19 protein-coding genes are annotated in these 18,232 nt (G+C 67.4%); 12 read left to right on the top strand and 7 right to left on the bottom strand.

Annotated elements, in window-relative coordinates; genetic code table 11:
- The 10 genes from GL284_RS11525 to GL284_RS11485 form a co-directional block, all read left to right on the top strand.
- Positions 1-458 (top strand): phage tail tape measure C-terminal domain-containing protein (locus tag GL284_RS11525; RefSeq protein ID WP_279639274.1); only part of this gene is annotated, 458 nt, incomplete at its 5' end.
- The gene (locus GL284_RS11520) at positions 458-1,084 is read left to right on the top strand and encodes a DUF2460 domain-containing protein (protein WP_155044769.1); all 627 of its coding nucleotides are present in this window, start codon (positions 458-460) and stop codon (positions 1,082-1,084) included. The genes GL284_RS11525 and GL284_RS11520, both read left to right, overlap by 1 nt.
- On the top strand, positions 1,081-1,431 hold the full coding sequence (locus tag GL284_RS11515) for a hypothetical protein (RefSeq protein WP_155044768.1): 351 nt from the start codon (positions 1,081-1,083) through the stop codon (positions 1,429-1,431). Before GL284_RS11520 ends, GL284_RS11515 begins: the two co-directional genes overlap by 4 nt.
- On the top strand, positions 1,424-1,555 hold the full coding sequence (locus tag GL284_RS21780) for a hypothetical protein (protein ID WP_255453258.1): 132 nt from the start codon (positions 1,424-1,426) through the stop codon (positions 1,553-1,555). The genes GL284_RS11515 and GL284_RS21780 overlap by 8 nt, the downstream gene beginning before the upstream one ends.
- 5 nt (positions 1,556-1,560) lie before the next feature.
- Positions 1,561-2,205 carry a lysozyme gene (locus GL284_RS11510; protein ID WP_155044767.1) on the top strand — a complete coding sequence of 215 codons (645 nt, stop codon included), beginning with the start codon at positions 1,561-1,563 and terminating at the stop codon, positions 2,203-2,205.
- Complete coding sequence (locus GL284_RS11505; protein WP_155044766.1) at positions 2,202-2,411, top strand: hypothetical protein; 210 nt, start codon at positions 2,202-2,204, stop codon at positions 2,409-2,411. Before GL284_RS11510 ends, GL284_RS11505 begins: the two co-directional genes overlap by 4 nt.
- Positions 2,408-3,292 carry a DUF2163 domain-containing protein gene (locus GL284_RS11500; protein WP_341870355.1) on the top strand — a complete coding sequence of 295 codons (885 nt, stop codon included), beginning with the start codon at positions 2,408-2,410 and terminating at the stop codon, positions 3,290-3,292. Before GL284_RS11505 ends, GL284_RS11500 begins: the two co-directional genes overlap by 4 nt.
- A complete protein-coding gene (locus GL284_RS11495; RefSeq protein ID WP_113901556.1) occupies positions 3,289-3,723 on the top strand; it encodes an NlpC/P60 family protein in 435 nt (144 codons plus the stop codon). The genes GL284_RS11500 and GL284_RS11495 overlap by 4 nt, the downstream gene beginning before the upstream one ends.
- 9 nt (positions 3,724-3,732) lie before the next feature.
- Positions 3,733-7,698, top strand: a complete 3,966-nt coding sequence (locus GL284_RS11490; RefSeq protein WP_155044763.1) for a baseplate multidomain protein megatron — start codon at positions 3,733-3,735, stop codon at positions 7,696-7,698.
- A gap of 10 nt (positions 7,699-7,708) precedes the next feature.
- Positions 7,709-9,631 (top strand): DUF2793 domain-containing protein, encoded by a 1,923-nt coding sequence (locus GL284_RS11485; RefSeq protein ID WP_155044762.1) that lies wholly within the window; start codon positions 7,709-7,711, stop codon positions 9,629-9,631.
- A gap of 110 nt (positions 9,632-9,741) precedes the next feature.
- Here the strand turns inward: GL284_RS11485 and GL284_RS21895 are convergent, their stop codons facing one another.
- Positions 9,742-10,170, bottom strand: coding sequence for an ArsR/SmtB family transcription factor (locus GL284_RS21895; RefSeq protein ID WP_334257579.1), 429 nt, complete (start codon positions 10,168-10,170; stop codon positions 9,742-9,744).
- Between GL284_RS21895 and GL284_RS21890 the strand changes: the two genes are divergently transcribed.
- Positions 10,105-10,257 (top strand): hypothetical protein, encoded by a 153-nt coding sequence (locus GL284_RS21890; RefSeq protein WP_341870360.1) that lies wholly within the window; start codon positions 10,105-10,107, stop codon positions 10,255-10,257. The genes GL284_RS21895 and GL284_RS21890 overlap by 66 nt on opposite strands.
- A 58-nt stretch (positions 10,258-10,315) precedes the next feature.
- Here the strand turns inward: GL284_RS21890 and copM are convergent, their stop codons facing one another.
- The 6 genes from copM to GL284_RS11450 form a co-directional block, all read right to left on the bottom strand.
- A complete protein-coding gene (gene copM / locus GL284_RS11475) occupies positions 10,316-11,869 on the bottom strand; it encodes a CopM family metallochaperone (protein ID WP_230383024.1) in 1,554 nt (517 codons plus the stop codon).
- A 133-nt stretch (positions 11,870-12,002) separates the two neighbouring features.
- On the bottom strand, positions 12,003-12,413 hold the full coding sequence (locus GL284_RS11470) for a hypothetical protein (RefSeq protein ID WP_147273360.1): 411 nt from the start codon (positions 12,411-12,413) through the stop codon (positions 12,003-12,005).
- A gap of 163 nt (positions 12,414-12,576) precedes the next feature.
- Positions 12,577-13,062, bottom strand: coding sequence for a DUF411 domain-containing protein (locus tag GL284_RS11465; RefSeq protein WP_155044760.1), 486 nt, complete (start codon positions 13,060-13,062; stop codon positions 12,577-12,579).
- 100 nt (positions 13,063-13,162) lie between these two features.
- Positions 13,163-15,547: a heavy metal translocating P-type ATPase gene (locus GL284_RS11460; RefSeq protein ID WP_155044759.1), complete on the bottom strand. Its 2,385-nt coding sequence runs from the start codon at positions 15,545-15,547 to the stop codon at positions 13,163-13,165.
- A gap of 29 nt (positions 15,548-15,576) precedes the next feature.
- Positions 15,577-17,085, bottom strand: coding sequence for a multicopper oxidase family protein (locus GL284_RS11455; RefSeq protein WP_155044758.1), 1,509 nt, complete (start codon positions 17,083-17,085; stop codon positions 15,577-15,579).
- Positions 17,086-17,160: 75 nt separating this feature from the next.
- Positions 17,161-17,541 (bottom strand): hypothetical protein, encoded by a 381-nt coding sequence (locus GL284_RS11450; protein ID WP_203561093.1) that lies wholly within the window; start codon positions 17,539-17,541, stop codon positions 17,161-17,163.
- Positions 17,542-17,692: 151 nt separating this feature from the next.
- Between GL284_RS11450 and GL284_RS11445 the strand changes: the two genes are divergently transcribed.
- A complete protein-coding gene (locus GL284_RS11445; protein WP_052174987.1) occupies positions 17,693-18,097 on the top strand; it encodes a c-type cytochrome in 405 nt (134 codons plus the stop codon).
- Positions 18,098-18,232: the final 135 nt, after the last annotated feature.

The following is an 18,232-nucleotide window of genomic DNA, read 5'->3' as shown; positions in this document are numbered from 1 at the left end:
GAGAGTTCGTGAAGACCGGCAAACTGAACGTCCGCGATCTGGTGACCTGGCTGATCGCCGATCTGGCGAAACTGGCCGCGCGGCGCTTCATCCTTGGCCCCATCGCCAACGCGCTCTCGGGCGCGCTTGGCGGTGCGGGCGGGATCTTCGCCAATATCCTGCACGCGGGCGGCATCGTCGGATCGTCCGGCCCCTCGCGCATGGTCCCGGCCATGGCCTTCGCCGCCGCGCCCCGGATGCATTCGGGTGGCGCTGTCGGCCTTCGGCACGACGAAGTCCCAGCAATCCTGCAACGCGGCGAACGGGTGCTCTCGCGCCGGGAGGCGCAGAGCTACGGCGCGGGCGGCGGAATCAACGTCACCATCATCGCGCGCGACGCCGAGAGCTTCCGGCAGTCCCGCACGCAGGTCGCGGCGGACATCGCCCGGGCCGTCTCGCTGGGACGGAGGGGAATGTGATGGCGTTCCATGAGGTCCGGTTTCCGGACAACATCAGCCGGGGCGCGCGTGGCGGGCCCGAGCGGCGCACTCAAATCGTCGAACTGGCTTCGGGCGACGAGGAACGCAACGCCAGTTGGGCCAATTCGCGACGCCGCTACGATGTGGCCTATGGCATCCGCCGGTCCGACGATCTGGCAGCGGTGGTCGCCTTCTTCGAGGCGAGGAACGGCCGCCTGCATGGCTTCCGGTTCAAGGATTGGGGCGACCACAAGTCCTGCCTGCCTTCGGGCACGCCATCGCCGACCGACCAGGCGATCGGCACCGGTGATGGCGCGACGACCACCTTCCAGCTGGTCAAGCGCTACGCCTCGGGCAGCCAGACATGGGTGCGGACCATCGCAAAGCCGGTCGCGGGCTCGGTCACCATCGCCTTGAATGGCGCGCCCCAGGCGTCCGGCTGGTCCATCGATACCACGACCGGCGTCATCACCTTCAACACCGCACCGGGTTCCGGCGTCGCGGTCACCGCAGGCTTCGAATTCGACGTACCGGTCCGCTTCGACACCGACGTGCTCGACGTGACGCTCGACCTTGAGAGGCTGGGCTCGATCACCTCCATTCCGCTTCTGGAGATCCGACGATGAACGATGAAACCGGATTTCTGGCGGCGGCGCTGAAGGAACTCCTCGCCTCCACGGCGGTGATCCTCGCCGCGTGGGGTGCGCTCGGGGGCGCGACCAACGCGCTGACGACAAAAATGCGCCTGCGCGACGCGCTGCGCCACATCCTGCTTGGCGGTCTGATCGCAGCCGGGATGGGGAGTCTCTCGATGACGATCATCACCCGCTGGCTCGGCCTGCCCCCCGAGGCGATCCCGGCCGGGGGCGCGGCCGGATCGGCCGCCTATCTGGTTGGCGTTTTCGGTCCTGCTTTTATCGAGGTGCTGCTCGCCCGTCTGCGCCAGGCCGGGAAAGGCGATGGCGATGCATGACCTTCTCCGCCTTGCGCGCTCCCTGCGCTGCGACCCGGCCGATCCCTGCCAGGCCTTCCGCCACCGCCTGGGCGTCGGCATCGCCATCGCCGCGCTGATCCTGATCCTCTCGCTTCTGGGGTGACATCCATGCGCATGACTGACCGGGGGCTGCTGGCCCTCGTCCGGCACGAAGGCATCGTGCCCGGACCTTATTTGGACGTGAAACAGGTCTGGACCTTCGGTATCGGCCACACGGCTGCCGCAGGGGCACCCGATCCAGCCACGATGCCGCGCGGCGTGCCCGCCGATCTCGATGCCGGGATCCGCGAGGCTTTTGGGGTCTCCCGCGCCGACCTCGCGCGTTACGAGGACGCCGTCCTGCGCGCCGTGAAGGTGCCGCTCAAGCCGCACGAGTTCGATGCGCTGGTTTCGTTTCACTACAACACCGGCGGCATCGCCAAGGCGGCGCTCACCCGGCACCTGAATGCAGGCGACCGGGCTGCCGCGGCGGCAGCCTTCATGGGCTGGCTCAAGCCCGTCGCGATCCACGAACGCCGTGAAGACGAGCGGGACCTCTTCGCCACGGGCCGCTATCCCGCCGGCACCATTCCCGTCTGGTCGGTGGATCGCAGCGGACGCGTCGATTTCTCGCGACCGATCCGGCGCCTGACCGAGGACGTCGCGCTGGCGCTGCTGCGCCCCGCAAGCGTGCCGGTGCCGACGCAAACCATTGTCGCCCCGTCCTGGTGGCGGAGGCTGTTGGCGCATTTCAAAGGAAAGGCAAGATCATGAACTGGAACCTCGCGCGTGGGCTGATCTATCTTGCCTGTCTGGCGGCCTCTGGTCTGGCGATGGCCGGGCTGGCTGATTTCGATCTGACGACCGGCACCTTCGACCTGAGGCCCTTCAATCTCTATGCCCTGACCGGCGCTGGCGGTGGTGTGGTCTCGTCCGCGCTGGCCTCGCTGGCATTGCTTCGCGGCTGGGGGCGGAAGTGAAGTCCCTCTCGCCCGCCCTGCAGGCCCATCTCGACGAGGGCACGACCACGCTCGGCTGGTGCTGGCGGATCGCCCGGGCCGATGGGGTCACCTTCGGCTTCACTGACCACGACCGCGCGCTGAACTTCGACGGCACCGATTTCGAACATGAGAGCGGGCTGACGGCGTCCGAGGTTCGCTCCGGCTCGGACCTTTCCGTCGATGCGCAGGACGCCGAAGGCGTGCTGACCTCGGACCGGATCACCGAGACCGACATCCTCGATGGCCGCTGGGACAATGCTGCGGTCGAGGTCTGGCGGGTGAACTGGGCCGACACCGGTCAGCGTGTTCTGATGCGGCGCGGGGCCATCGGCCAGATCAGGCGCGGGCGGCTCGCTTTCGTGGCCGAGGTCCGCTCGCTGGCCCATGTCCTCGGGCAGACGGTCGGACGAACCTTCCAGGCGACCTGCGATGCCGCGCTCGGCGATGCGCGCTGCGGCGTCGATCTGGCGGATCCGGCCTTCAAGGGAACCGGCGCCGTCATCGATCTGCTGCGCGACCGCGCCTTCACTGCCTCCGGCCTTGGCGCCTTCGAGGTCGGCTGGTTCATCTTCGGCACAATTGAATGGACCTCTGGCGCAAACGCTGGCCGGCGCACCGAAGTGCTGGGCCATGACGTGACGGACGGCATCGCATTGCTGACCCTGCTCGAAGCGCCGGTGCGCGCGATCGCCGAGGGGGACGGCTTCATCATCCGTGCGGGCTGCGACAAGCGGATGGAGACCTGCGGGGCGAAGTTCGCCAATACCGCCAACTTCCGCGGCTTCCCGCACATCCCCGGCCAGGATGCCGTGCTGCGCTATGCCACGAAGGACGGCGGGCACGAGGGGTCCGTGCTGTGAACTCCGCCGATCCCACCCGCGTCATTGCCATTGCGCGGTCATGGCTCGGCACGCCGTACCACGATCAGGCCAGCCTTCGGGGCGTCGGCTGCGACTGCCTTGGCCTCGCGCGCGGCGTCTGGCGCGAGGTGGTGGGCCCCGAGCCGTTCCCGATCCCGCCCTACAGCCGAGACTGGGGCGAGACGGGGCCGCGCGAGGTGCTGGCCGAGGGCGCGCGGCGCATGATGATCGAGGTGTCGCCCGCCGAGGCCGGTCCCGGCGCGCTGGTCCTGTTCCGCATGAGGCCCCGCGCCATCGCCAAGCATGTCGGGATCCTGACCGGGCCGGACAGCTTCCTCCATGCCTACGAGCGGCTCGGCGTGATCGAGGAACCGCTCACCAACGCCTGGCGGCGGCGCATCGCCTTCGCCTTCCTGTTTCCGCAACGCTGAGACCCCGACATGGCCACCCTCATTCTCGGCGCCGCCGGTGCCGCCATCGGCGGCGGTTTCGGCGGTGCAATCCTCGGTTTCAGTGGTGCGACGATCGGCGGGTTCATCGGCTCCACCATCGGCTCTGCCGTCGACAGCTGGATCGTGTCTTCGCTCGCACCGACACAGCGGATCGAAGGGGCGCGGCTCGACAGCTTGCGCATCACCTCCTCCACCGAGGGGGCCGTGATCCCGCGCCTCTATGGCCGGATGCGCATCGGCGGCAACATCATCTGGGCGACCGATTTCCGCGAGGAGACGAAGACCACCACGCAGGGTGGCGGCAAGGGGGGCGGAGGCGGCAAGGTCAAGACCACCGAGTACCTGTACTATGCATCCTTCGCCGTCGCTTTGTGTGAAGGACCAATCACCGGCATTGGGCGCATCTGGGCCGACGGCAAGCCGATAGACCTCTCCGGCGTCACCTGGCGCTGGTATCCGGGCGACGAGGCGCAGACGGCCGATCCGTTCATCGCGGCGAAGATGGGCGCGGCCAACACGCCCGCTTATCGCGGCACGGCCTATGTCGTCTTCGAGGAACTGCCGCTGTCGAGCTACGGCAACCGCCTGCCGCAGCTTTCATTCGAGGTGTTCCGGCCGCTCGCCGATCCCGACACCGCCGAGGGACTGACCCGCGCCGTCACCATGATCCCGGCCTCGGGCGAGTTCACCTATGCCACACAAGCCATCCGCAAAACCTCGGGCGGCGCGACGGTTTCCGAGAACCTGAACGCGCTGCCCGCCACCGCCGACATGGTCGTCGCACTCGACCGCCTGCAGGCCATGGCGCCGGCCGTCGAGAGCGTCAGCCTCGTCGTGGCCTGGTTCGGCGATGACCTGCGCGCGGGAACCTGCAAGCTGCGCCCCGGCGTCGAGGTGTCGGCCAAGTCGACCACGCCCGCCAGCTGGTCGGTCAATGGCGTCAGTCGCGCCAATGCTTTCCTGGTCAGCCGCGACAACCAGGACCGCCCGGTCTATGGCGGCACGCCCGCCGATTTTGCTGTGGTACAGGCGATCCGGGAGATGAAGGCACGCGGCCTGCGCGTCACCTTCTATCCCTTCCTGCTGCTGGACGTCCCACCCGGCAACATGAAGCCCAATCCCTACAGCGCCAATGCCGCGGCCTTGGGCCAGCCGACATTCCCCTGGCGGGGGCGGATCACCTGTTCCCCGGCTGCGGGTTTTGCAGGGTCGGTGGACAAGACCGCCCCCGCTGCCACGCAGGTGTCGGCACTGTTCGGCACGGCGACACCCGCGAACTTCAGCGTGTCAGGCACCAATATCAACTGGACCGGGCCGGTCGGGGAATGGTCGTTGCGCCGGATGATCCTGCACTACGCGCATCTGTGCAAAGCGGCCGGGGGCGTCGATGCCTTCCTGATCGGTTCCGAAATGCCGGGGCTGACCACCATCCGCTCGGGCGCCAGCAGCTATCCGGCGGTGCAGGCCTATCGGGATCTGGCCACCGATGTCCGGTCCATCCTCGGGGGAGGCACCAAGCTCGGCTACGCCGCCGACTGGTCGGAATATTTCGGGCACCATCCGAATGATGCCAGCGGCGACGTCTTCTTCCACCTCGACCCGCTCTGGGCCGATCCCGAGATCGACTTCGTCGGCATCGACAACTACATGCCGCTCTCCGACTGGCGCGACGGGTTCGACCATGCGGATGCCGCCGAGGGTTGGCCCGCGATCTACGACCGGGCCTATCTGCAGGCGAACATCGCCGGCGGCGAAGGGTTTGAGTGGTTCTACGCCTCGGCCGCCGACCGCTCTGCGCAAATCCGCACGCCCATCACCGACGGCGCAGCAGGCAAGCCTTGGGTCTTCCGTTACAAGGATCTGCGCGCCTGGTGGTCGAACCCGCATTACGACCGCCCGGGCGGGGTGGAGAGCAGCACGCCGACCGCATGGGGGCCGCAATCGAAGCCGATCCGCTTCACCGAACTCGGCTGCCCGGCCATCGACCGGGGCACCAACCAGCCCAACGTCTTCTTCGACCCGAAATCCTCCGAGAGCTTCACGCCCTATTTCTCGCGGGGCTGGCGCGACGACACCATCCAGCGCGCCTATCTCGAGGCGACCTATCTCTTCTGGGGCGAAGCTGCGAACAACCCGCTGTCCTCGGTCTACGGCGACCGGATGGTCGATGTCTCCGAATGCGCGGCCTGGACCTGGGACGCGCGGCCGTACCCGTTCTTTCCCGAACTGACCGATGTCTGGACCGACGGACCGAACTGGCGGCTCGGCCATTGGCTGACCGGCCGCCTCGGGGCGGTGTCGCTCGCCGCGCTCGTGCGGCACCTCTGCCTGCGCGCGGGGCTTCCCGAAGATCGCGTCGACGTCACCGGCCTCTGGGGCGCGGTCGAGGGCTATGCCATCGGTGCGCTGGAGAGCCCGCGCGCTTCAATCACCACGTTGGCGCGCCACTTCGGCTTCGACGCCGTCGAGACCGAAGGCGTGATCCGCTTCGTCATGCATGGGCGGGCGGCGGTGGCGAGCGTCACGCCGGACGACCTGGTCGCCGCGCGCGAGGGCGACGTGCTGGAACTGACGCGCGGCCAGGAGACGGAGTTGCCCCAGGCCCTGAAATGGCAGGTCGCCCGCGCGGACGAGGATTACGAGGCCGCGCAGGTCGAGGCCCGGCGGATCACCGTCGACACGACCCGGATCGCCTCCGAGAGCTTCCCCATGGCGGTGCCGCCGGAGGAGGCCGAGCGCCGTTGCCGCCGCGCGCTGATGGAAGCGTGGACCGGCCGTGAAAGCGCGGCTTTCCGGCTGCCGCCCTCTCGGCTGGCATTCGACCCGGCCGATGTGGTTATGCTCGCCCATGACGGCCGGTCAATCCCGCTGCGGCTCATCTCGATTGCCGACACCGACGCGCGCGGCATCGAGGCCGTCCGCCAGGACCGGGAGGCCTACGACCTCCCGCCCGGCGCGCCGCGACCCTCGACGCTGTCGCAGGCCGTGGTGTTCGGCGCGCCCGAGGCGGTCCTCCTCGACCTGCCGCAGCTCACCGAGGACCAGGCCGCGCATCGGCCATTCGCGGCGGCGCATGCCGTGCCTTGGCCGGGCGAGTTGGCGGTGTTCCGCAGCCCCTCGACGGACGGGTTCGACCTGCTGACCACGTTTGACAGCCGCGCCCGGATCGGCACGCTGGTCTCGGACTTCTACGCCGGGCCGACGTCGCGCTTCGACCTCGGCAATGCGCTGGTGGTCGATCTGCTGACCGGCACGCTGGAAAGTGTCACCGACCTGACGCTGTTCGGCGGGGCGAACGCGCTGGCCATCGAGAGCGCGCCCGGCACCTGGGAGATTGTGCAGGCTGGCGCGGCCGAACTGATCGCTCCTGGCCGGTATCGCCTCACCCGACTCCTGCGCGGCCAGAGGGGGACAGCTGGTGCGATGGGCAATCCGGCGCCCATAGGCGCACGGGTCGTGGTGCTGGACAGCGCGCTCGCGTCTCTGCCCATCGCCGAGGCCCATCTCGGCATCCCATGGAACTGGCGCATCGGCCCCGCAAGCCGCCCGGTCAGCGACGAGACCTACATCGCGCAGGCCTTCACGCCGGTTGGCGTGGGGCTGCGGCCATTCTCTGTCGCCCATGTCGAGCAGCCGTGGCGCAGGCCGCGCTCGCCGGGCGATCTGACCATCCGCTGGACCCGCCGGTCCCGCGCGCTCGCCGCCGACAGCTGGGGCGGGCTCGAGGTGCCGCTGGCCGAAGAGCTCGAAGTCTACGAGGTCGAGATTCTCGACGGCGCCACCGTAAAGCGGGTGCTGAGCACCGCCACCACCAGCGCGATCTACACCGCCGCCGCCCAGACCGCCGACTGGGGCGCAATGCTGGGCCCCGGCGACACCCTCGACATTCGCATCTATCAGCTCTCCGCCCTCGCGGGGCGGGGCGCGCCGAAAACCGTCACGCTGACCTTCTGAAGGCCATCCCATGTCCGACGCAACGACCCATCTGCTGCTGCCCTATATCCTCGCGGCGCAGGCCCAGAAGCATGTCACCCATAACGAGGCGCTGCGGATCCTCGACGGACTCGTCCAGCTCTCGGTCCTCGATCGGGATCTGACCGTTCCGCCGGGAAGCCCCGCCGATGGCGACCGCTACATCGTTGCTTCGGGTGCCAACGGCGACTGGGCGGGCTGGGATCTGAACATCGCCCTCTCGACCGACGGCGCCTGGCTGCGCCTTCCACCGCGCACCGGATGGCGCGCGTGGGTCGAGGACGAGGGCCTGCTGCTCGTCTGGACCGGTGCCGCCTGGGAGGTCGTGGGCGAACCGAGCGACATCTCGGATGCGGTCTTCAGCCTGATCAACGATTCCGATCCCACCAAGAAGGCGGTCTTCTCGCTCTCCGGTATCAGCACCGGCACGACCCGCAGCTACACGCTGCCGAACACCTCGTCGGAACTGGCAATCCTCGCGGGCACGCAGACCTTCACCGGCAACAAGACCTTCTCTGGCACGCTGACCGCCTCTGGCACCGTCACGGTCTCGGCCGCGACCGCGACCATCGGCACGGCGGCGGGCACCGCCACCTACGGCATGGGCACCGGCGCAACGACCACCGGTATCACCAAGACCGTGAACCTCGGCACCGGCGGCGCATCGGGATCGAACACGGTCGTCAACATCGGCCCCGCGACCTCTGGCGCGAACGGCACGACGGTCGTCAACACGCCGACCGTCACCTTCGCCAATGCCGTGACGCAGGTCGGCATGCCGCAGGCGAACCTGACCGCGCAGCTTCTGGGCCTCGGCGGGGCAACGGCGGACAGCTTCAACCGGGTGTCGGTGAACACACCGGCCGTGCTGTTGAACAACGCAGGCGCGGGCATCGAGGTGACAGTCAACAAGGCCGCCACCGGGAATGACGCGGCCTTCGCCTTCAAGACCGGCTTCTCGGCGCGCGCGCTGATCGGGTTGCTCGGCAACGACGACTTCAGCTTCAAGGTCAGCCCGGACGGCTCCGCCTTCTTCGATGCGATCCGGATCGACCGATCCAGCGGCCAGGTGGAACTGCCGCAGCCCGCGGTGTTGCCGGGGCTGGCCGCTGCGCCATCCCCGCCGCCCGTGGGCAAGGCCGCCGTCTATGCCCGCAACCGCGCCGGGGCACCTTGGATCGACGTCATGCGACCCTCGGGACGGGACTTTCCCCTGCAGCCGCATTTCGGGGTGAACCGGATCGCCAACTGGTCACCCTCGACCGGCACCACGATCAACAGCGAGGGCCTGCCCATCACGTCCGTCGGCACCGTCTCGCACCCGACGCTGGCCGCCACGAACCTCGCCGCCTCGATGCGCCGCTGGCGCCTGACTTCGGCGGCGGTGGTGGATTCGGCCGCCGACCAGCGATCAGCAGGCTGGGCCTGCTGGCGCGGCAATGCGGCGGGGCTGGGCGGCTGGACTTTCGTCACGCGGATTTCGCTGACGACGCTGCAGGCGACCGGCATGGGCTTCTTCGGCCTCTACGGCTCTACCGCTGCGTTGGCCACCACCCTGACTCTGGCCGCCGCCATCAACTGCATCGGTATCGGCTTCCAGCGCGGCACCCACACACGCTGGCAACTCGTGGCCAACGACGGCACGGGCGCGCCGACGCTGACCGACGTGGGCGCGAGTTTCGCCGTCGCAACGGGGGGCGTGCTGACGCTGTTCATCGCGGCACCGCCCAATGGCAGCTCGGTCTGGGCGCGGGTGGTCGACGAGGTTTCCGGCGCGGTGTTCGAGCAGGAGGTCACCGCCGACCTGCCAGCGGCCACGCAGTTCCTGTCACCGCGCCTCTTCCTCAACACCGGCGCGACCGCCGCCGCCGTCGCCTACGACTGCGCGGGGGTCTATGTCGAGACGGATTTCTGATCTGTAGATATGGACTGCCGTGTGCATGCCGGGCCGGGCAACACCATCGAGGCAACCGCCGAATGCCTCGACCGGAGCAATACGCCCGGCCCGGTTCACCTATTCACGTTTCAGAAAGCGGAAGGGGATTCGCTGCAGGTTGGAGATAACACAGTGGCCCGGCATGTCGTGTCAGGCAATGGGAACAATTCTGCCCCCCTGTCAGGGCTGTTTTCGGCGCTTTGGAATTGTGATGCCGGACGGTTTTCTACTTGAAATCTACGCTTTCCCGACACCGGTCGCCCGGGTCGCAGACCGCTGTGCCGACCGCGCAGTCGCTGGTATCGCCGCCGCAGCAGTTCTCTGTGAGATAGGCCATCAGCCCGTTCATCGCCGCACAGTTGGCGGTGTAGATCAAAGGATCGCCCCTCGCGGCGGAACGTCACCAGGCCGGCATGCTTCAGTTGGCTCAGATGAAACGAGAGGGTGGTCGAGTGCAGGCCGAGCCTCTCGCCGATATGCCCGACAGCGCGCCCTTCGCTCCCGGCCTGCACCAGCATCCGAAAGATATCGAGACGGGTCTCCTGCGCGAGCGCGGCCAAGGCCGCTATGGTGCCCATTTTTTCCATATCTCCAGAATCGTGTAAATGTTTCTGTGCCACGAATAAGAGCGGCGCCGGAACTGCCTCCGGCGCCATTCACTACCTACCGGCTCGATCCGCCGTAGACGATGCCGTTCGGGCGATCACCAACCGGTAGGGTCTTGACGACGTGCTGGCTCCCCACTTCGATGATCGACACGGTATCGTCGGCGATGTTGGTCACGAACACGAATGCCCCGTCGGTCGATACCGAGACCCCATGGGCGCCGCCGCCGGTGGCGAGGGTCTTCACGACCTGACCGGTCGCGGTGTCGATCACGGACACGGTGTTGTTAGGCTCCGCGTCGGTGCCCTGGTTTGCCACATAGACGTAGGCTCCATCGGGGGTCGCAACCATCTGGATCGGGTTCGGCCCGACGTCGATCCTGTTCATCACCTCGCGGGAGGCGGTGTCGATGACGGCCATCCGGTTCTCGTCCCGGAGAGAGACGTAGACCTGATCGCCAGACGGGGTAAACCCGACCTGAACGGGCGCTGCGCCCACCGGAATGCGCGCAACTTCCGTCAGATCCTGCGTGTCGATGACGGAAACCGAGCCATCCTCGACATTAGCCACATAGAGTTGGCTCTCATCGGGGCTGAGGCGAAGGCCGTGCGGATAATCCCCCGTCGCGATGCGCCCGATGACCTCTCCCTTTGCGAGGTCGACCACGGCGATCTCGTCGCCGCCGGCCAGCGAGACAAATGCGCGCCCCTGCCGGTCAGCGACCACATGGGCCGGATGCGAGCCTACCGTCACGGTCGCCGTGGGCGCCGAGAGGTTCCGCGGATCGAGAATGACCAGCAAACCCTCGGCCGCGCCCTCCGCGCCATGCCCATGGCCGTCCGAGCCGTGATCCCCCTCGGCGGCAGGATCTCCGACCGCCAGCAGAAGCTTGCCATCCGGCGTCAGATCGACGTTGTGAGGCGCGACCGGGATCGTAACCGTGTCGACCGCCCCCGTGCCGAGATCGAAGGCGCTGATGGAATTGCCGCCCTCGTTGGCGGAGTAGACCGTTCCGCCGGTCTGAGCAAAGGGCGACGGCGCGTCGCCGGCCTTCGCCTCCAGCCATGCCTGCATCTCGGCGATCTCGGCTTCCTGCGCCGCGATGATCTGGTCCGCCCATGCCCTGGTCTGCGGGTCGTTTCCGTATTGCTGGACGATCCGGGCCATGTCGATCGCGCCCTGATGATGGGGGATCATGCCCCGGACGAAGGCGACATCCGGATCATCCGCCATGACGCCGTCCATCATCGGCCCGTGCATTTCATTCATCGCTTCGACGTAGGCCCGGGTGAACTCCGGAAGGCTTTCGTTGGCCGGGGCGGCACCCTCGTTCGGCGCGCCCATCATCCCCTGCATCATTCCGCCCTGCATCATCTGGTGCATCGCGCTCATGCATTCCGGGGCCATCGCCTGCATCATGGCTTGGCACTGCTCTGGCATCATCCCTTGCATACCAGCCATCTGGCCTGAGGGAGGCGTCGGCACGGGAGCCTGCTGCACTTGCGCGGGCGGGGTTCCCGGGTGATGGGCGTCATGCCCGGCCTGAGCGAGGGCAGCGCCAGGCAGGCCTGCCAGGACGCCGAGGGAAAGGGCGATTGCGGTTCGGTTCATTGATTTCATCCTTTGGATCCAGAGCGCTGACCCGGGGTTTCGGGTCGCGGTTCTCCGTTCTGTTCGCTGGTCTTTCGGGTTTGCACAGGAGCGGCCGGAGACAACATTCGTTCTCGCGGCCATCCCCTGCGCATCACGCAGCGATAGGACGTGGTGGCCTCAGGATGCCTTCGGGGAAACGGTCGTGCGGATCAGGGCGCACAACCGTGAAAGCCTCACCGCTCGTCGGCGGGCCGAACTCCGGCGGCGCGACGGGAACTGCGGCGGTCAGGCAGGTCTGACAGCAATCCGCAAGGTTTGGGCTACCGTCCGTGTTCACGCAGCTTGGCGATTGATTGGCGCCATGGTCGTCCGACGCGTGATGCTGGGTGCAGTGGCTTGCCTGGGCAGCGGCCTGTTGCTGGTGGATGGCGTGTCCAGTCGGGCTCGCATGGACTGGGACCTGCAGAACCAGTGCGCCGATGGCAAGCAGCAGGATGCAGATCGCAAACCGGCGCAGTCGGCCGCAACTCGCCCGAAATTTGACCCCGGCCCGTTTGGTCATGCGCCACCTTCCTTGCCGGCGGCACGCCGGCCCTGCGCGATGTCGCGTTCATGTCGCGCGCCACCCGACGTGGGGCGCCAGCCCCGCGGACGGAGGCAGGCCGCCACAGCGAGGTGCTGTTTGAGATCATCCGCGAGCCTGGCGTTCATGTCGGCGGCGCCTTTCAGATTTCCCGCGAACCGAGGAAGCGCCCGAAGCTCCGGGTGGTCGGGCCGAACAGGAACGCTTCATACGGCTCGGGATCGACGCCCGGGAAATCCATGCCGGGCGAGCCGGCAGGCATGCCGGGAACGGCCAGCCCCGTCACGTCAGGCCGCTCGGCCAGCAGGCGGCGGATCGCTGCGGCAGGCACATGACCCTCGATCACATAGCCGTCCACCTCGGCAGTGTGGCACGATGCCAGTTCGGCCGGCACGCCGAGGCGCTGCTTGAAGCTGTCCATGTCGGTGGATTCCACCACCCGCACCGGGAATCCCGCATCCTCGATGTGCGCGATCCAGCCATCGCAGCAGCCGCAGGACGGATCCTTGGTAACGCTCACCAGCGGCAGCGTTTCGGCATGTCCCCAGCCGGCCGTGGACATCAGCAGGGGCAGCGCGCCGGCAGCGGCCAGGATGGCGCGCCGGCTGATGTTGCTGTCGTTTCTCATAGTCACACCTTTTTCCATGGATTCATTGTCTCGCCGTCACGGTCCGCATCCGGCTCACAAGGGAGTGATGGGCAAACCGAGGGCCTTGGCACCGGCATCGTCATAGCTTCACCCTCCGCAGCCGAGCGGCATTGGTGATGACGCTGACCGATGAGAGCGCCATGGCGGCGGCCGCAATGATCGGCGACAGCAGGATGCCGAAGAACGGATAGAGGACTCCGGCTGCGACCGGCACGCCGAGCGCGTTGTAGATGAAAGCGAAGAACAGGTTCTGGCGGATGTTGCCCATCACCGCCTGCGACAGCCGGCGGGCGCGGACGATGCCGTTCAGATCGCCCTTCAGCAGCGTGACACCGGCGCTTTCCATCGCCACATCGGTGCCTGTGCCCATGGCGATGCCGACATCGGCGGCCGCCAGCGCCGGCGCGTCGTTCACCCCATCGCCCGCCATCGCCACAACTTCGCCCGCCGCCTTGTGCCGCTGCACCACCGCGCTTTTCTGATCGGGCAGAACCTCGGCCTCGACCTCGTCGATGCCGAGATGGCGCGCGACGGCCTTCGCTGTGGTCCAGTTGTCGCCGGTGAGCATGACCACGCGGATGCCTTGTTCCTTGAGCGCGGCCAGCGCCTCCGGCGTCGATGGCTTGACCGGATCGGCAATGGCGAAGATCGCGGCGACGCGGCCATCCACCCCCATGAAGATCGCGGTCGCCCCGTCCTCGCGCAGCCGGTCGGCCTCATCGGCGAGCGGAGCGACATCGACGCCTTGCTCGGCGAGGAACTTCGCATTGCCAAGCGGAATGCGCTTGCCTTCGACCACCCCGAGCGCGCCCTTCCCGGTCGGCGAGTCGAAATCCGCAACCGGCGCCGTCGCGATCCCGCGCTCCTCGGCGGCGCGGACGATGGCCAGCGCCAGCGGATGCTCGCTGGCCCGCTCCACACTGGCGGCAAGCCGCAGCGCCTCGTCCTCGCTGAAGCCAGCAGCCGGAACGATGGCGGTCACAGCGGGCCGGCCCTCGGTCAGAGTGCCGGTCTTGTCGACGATGATGGTGTTGACCTTCTCCATATTCTCCAGCGCCTCGGCGTTCTTGATCAGCACGCCCGCCTGCGCGCCACGGCCGACGCCGACCATGATCGACATCGGCGTCGCCAACCCCAACGCGCAGGGACAGGCGATGATCAGCACCGACACGGCAGCGATCAGACCGAAGAAGAAACGCGGCTCCGGGCCCCAGATCGACCAGGCGATGAAGGCAAGGATCGCGATCACGATCACCGCCGGCACGAACCAGCCCGACACTTGGTCGGCGAGGCGCTGGATCGGCGCGCGGCTCCGCTGCGCCTCGGCGACAAGCTGGACGATCTGCGACAACATGGTGTCGCGGCCAACTTTCCGCGCCTCGATCACCAGCGCGCCGGACTGGTTCATGGTGCCGCCGATGGCCGATGCACCGGCCTCCTTGGTCACAGGCATCGATTCACCCGTCACCATCGATTCATCGACGGCGCTGCGGCCTTCCAGCACTTCGCCATCGACCGGCACCTTCTCGCCGGGACGCACACGCAGGCGGTCGCCGACATGCACGCTGTCGAGCGGAACCTCCTCCTCCATGCCATCGTCGCGAATGATCCGGGCGGTCTTGGGGGCGAGGTCGAGCAGCGCGCGGATGGCGCCGCTGGTGCTCTCTCGCGCCCGCAGTTCCAACACCTGCCCGAGCAGCACCAGCACGGTGATGACCGCCGCCGCCTCGAAATAGACCGCGACGGAACCGTCATGCTGGCGAAACGCATCGGGAAAGATACCGGGCGCAACTGTGGCGACGACGCTGTAGATCCAGGCGGTCCCGGTGCCCATGGCGATCAGGGTGAACATGTTGAGGCTGCGGTTGACCAGCGACTGCCAGCCGCGCTGAAAGAATGGCCAGCCGGCCCAGAGAACGACCGGCGTTGCGAGGATCAGTTGCAGCCAGTTCGAGGTCAGCTGGCCGACATAATGGCTCAAGCCAAGAAAATGGCCGCCCATTTCGAGGACGACCACTGGTATCGTCAGCGCCAGTCCGATCCAGAACCGACGTGTCATGTCGATCAGTTCCTCGTTGGGTCCGGCCTCGAGACTGACCAGCACCGGCTCCAGCGCCATGCCGCAGATCGGGCAGGAGCCGGGGCCGACCTGCCGGATCTCCGGGTGCATCGGGCAGGTATAGATCGTCCCCTCGGGCACCGGCTCTGCCGTGGCCGCCGCGGTCGCCGGATCGAGGTAACGTTCCGGCTCTGCCAGGAACTTGGCCCGGCAGCCGGCGGAGCAGAAGTAATACGGCCGGCCGGCATGCTCGGCCTTGTGCTCGGTCGTGTGCGGGTCGACCATCATGCCGCAGACAGGGTCCTTGACCTTGTGCGTGTCGTCCCGCGCGACGGCGGCGTGGTCATGCGCGTGATCGTGCACATGGCCGTGGTTGTGGTGATGGTGATCTGTCTTGCTGGCCATTTCTCACGCCTCCTTGGCGGTTTGCCCGATCATGCGTTGACTGCGAATTCGGTCATCATGCCGGTCTCGAGATGCGGCATGTGGTGGCAATGCAGCATCCAGCGCGCGACCTCGCCGGCGTCGAGCGCGATATCGACCATCGACATCGGCGGCACGTATACCGTGTCGCGCAGCGCGCCTCGGACCGCACGCCCGTTCAACCCGACGACTTGGAACACATGTCCGTGCAGATGCATCGGGTGGCCCATCATCGACATGTTGTGGAAGGACAGCACGACCCGCTCGCCGCTCTGTGCGGCAAGCGGGCGATGCTGGCCCCAGACGGCCCCGTTGATCGTCCACACATAGGGCTGCATCGAGCCGCCCAGCATCACCATGTGGCTGCGGTCCACCGGCCGATCCGGCAAAGCGCCCGCGGCGATCAGACGCGTCTCCTGCGCAAGGTCGCTGTCGAAGGCAGGCGCTTCGGCCTCCGCCATGGTGTCGATGCGCCGTATTTCGGCGCCCTGCGTGGTAAGGATCAGCCCGGTCCGCTCTCGCGCGCCTTCCCGCAGCGCGAGGATCGGCCAGGCGCCGCCCTCCTGCGGCAGGTCGATCTCGAGGTCGAGCCGTTGGCCCATGGCCAAGCCGAACCGCGTGCCGGGGACGGGCTGAACGGCATGGCCATCGACCGCGACGAGCCGGGCCTGCGCTTCGCCAGTCTCGATCCAGAACACCGTTGCCGCGGCGGCGTTGATCACCCGCAGCCGGATGCGCCCGCCGCGCTCGACCTGCACCACCTCGGGATCCGAAAGCGTGCGGTCGTTGGCGAGATAGGCGTCCCAGTCGTAGTCGTTGAGGTCCATCGCCATGCCGTCCATGGCGCCCATTCCCGTCATGCCACCCATGGCGCCGTGATCCATGCCACCCATCGGCATGTTCCCCATCGCGCCGTGGTCCATGGCCGCCATGCCGCCCATGACCGCGCCGTGGCCGCCTCCATGACCGCCGGCGGTCCCGTGGCCGCCAAGGATCTCGGCCATCACCTCCTCGGGTGCCTTGAACGAGAAATCATGCAGGAACAGCACCACCTCCTGCCGGTCGGCGGCGACATCCTCGGCGCTGCGCACGATCAGCGGCGCGGCCAGAAGGCGCATCTCGTGCAGCGGCACATGCGCGTGCATCCAGTAGGTGCCGGGCAGCGGCGCGAAGTCATAGGCGCGAGTCTCGCCGGGGGCGAGCATCGGCAAAGGCATGTCGGGCACGCCATCCTGTGCGTTGGGCGGGATCTGGCCGTGCCAGTGGATCAGCGTGTCAGTATCGAGATCGTTGCGCAGATCCACCCGGAACCGCGCGCCGGGATCGAGTGTCAGCCCCTGTCCGGCTGGCCCGGCAAGACCCCAGACGGTGGCGGCGCGACCGTCGATGTCGAGCGTCCGGGTGGCGGCGTGCAGCGACAGCGGGGCGGCGCCCTGCGCTGCCGCGATCCGGGGCAGATGCGCATAGGCCAGCATGGCGGCGCCAGCGGCAAGAAAGCCGCGTCGTGAAAGGGTATTCATGGTCGTCTCCTCGGGACAGCTCGTCCCGTTCATCAAAACCGACAAGACGCCGCGGGCCTCGGCCCGGACGCGCGATCAGAGGAGACGGTGCTTGGGAGGTCGTTCGTTCAGTCCAGGTGCCCGACCGGCAAGCACTGCACCGGTGGGCAGGTCATGGCTGGCAGGCGCGTAAACGCTGGGCGAGTCTTCCCTCGGAAATGTCAGAAAGACCAAAAGACCTGAACAAAGCAACTCACAGCTTCCAGCATCCATCGATCCGCAGTGCTGTTCGCCGTCACAGGAACGGTCGCTGCCGGCCGCAACCTGCATCATCTCGCCGACATGCACCGAGTGATCCGGCTCTGCGCTCAAGCGCGCCGCATGCGCGGAGGTCACCGTCGTCATGACGGCGATCGCGAGTACGGCAAGCATGGTGACGAGGCGCGAGAACATGCCGGAAAGATAGGCGCTGGTCACGGGAATGTCCATTGCCTCCGGCGTCGCGCCTCTGGCAGAAATTCATCCTCGGCATATAGCCAATAGAAATTCCTCGCCACCAATCATGCAACTCATGCGAAAAGAACTCCGTAATATCTTGTGGCCCGGGTTGCTCGTCGGAGGCCTGGTCATGGCGGTCTTCGCTGGCAGGCACTATGCCCAGACCGCATCCAACGCCGCGTCATCTGCAGAAGTCATCGAACAGGGCCGGCAGATCTATGCGGACCAATGTGCGTCCTGCCACGGTGCGCAGCTCGAGGGGCAGCCGGACTGGAAGACGCCCCTTCCGTCCGGGCGTCTCCCGGCGCCACCGCACGATGCCGGCGGCCACACGTGGCACCATCCCGATGACATCCTGTTCCGCATCGTCAGGGAAGGCACGGCCGCCATCGTCGGGGGCGGCTATGAGAGCGACATGCCGGGGTTTGCCGATCTTCTCAGCGACGCCGAGATCCGGGCTGTCCTCGCCTATATCAAGAGCACCTGGCCAGAGCGCGAGCGGACCTACCAGGAGAATGTGTCGCAACCACACTGATGGCACCTTCGGGATGGAGCTGCCCCTGCGACCGGCAGTGCAATTTCCCGAGGCCCACCGGTCACAGTTGATGCCGCCGAACAGAAGCGGCATGTTTGGATCGACCTGATGGCGAAACCTTTGGGAGGGATGTTC

Source organism: Paracoccus shanxieyensis (genome assembly GCF_009711265.1).
Lineage (GTDB): Bacteria > Pseudomonadota > Alphaproteobacteria > Rhodobacterales > Rhodobacteraceae > Paracoccus > Paracoccus shanxieyensis.
This window is presented reverse-complemented; position numbering and strand designations above follow the sequence as displayed.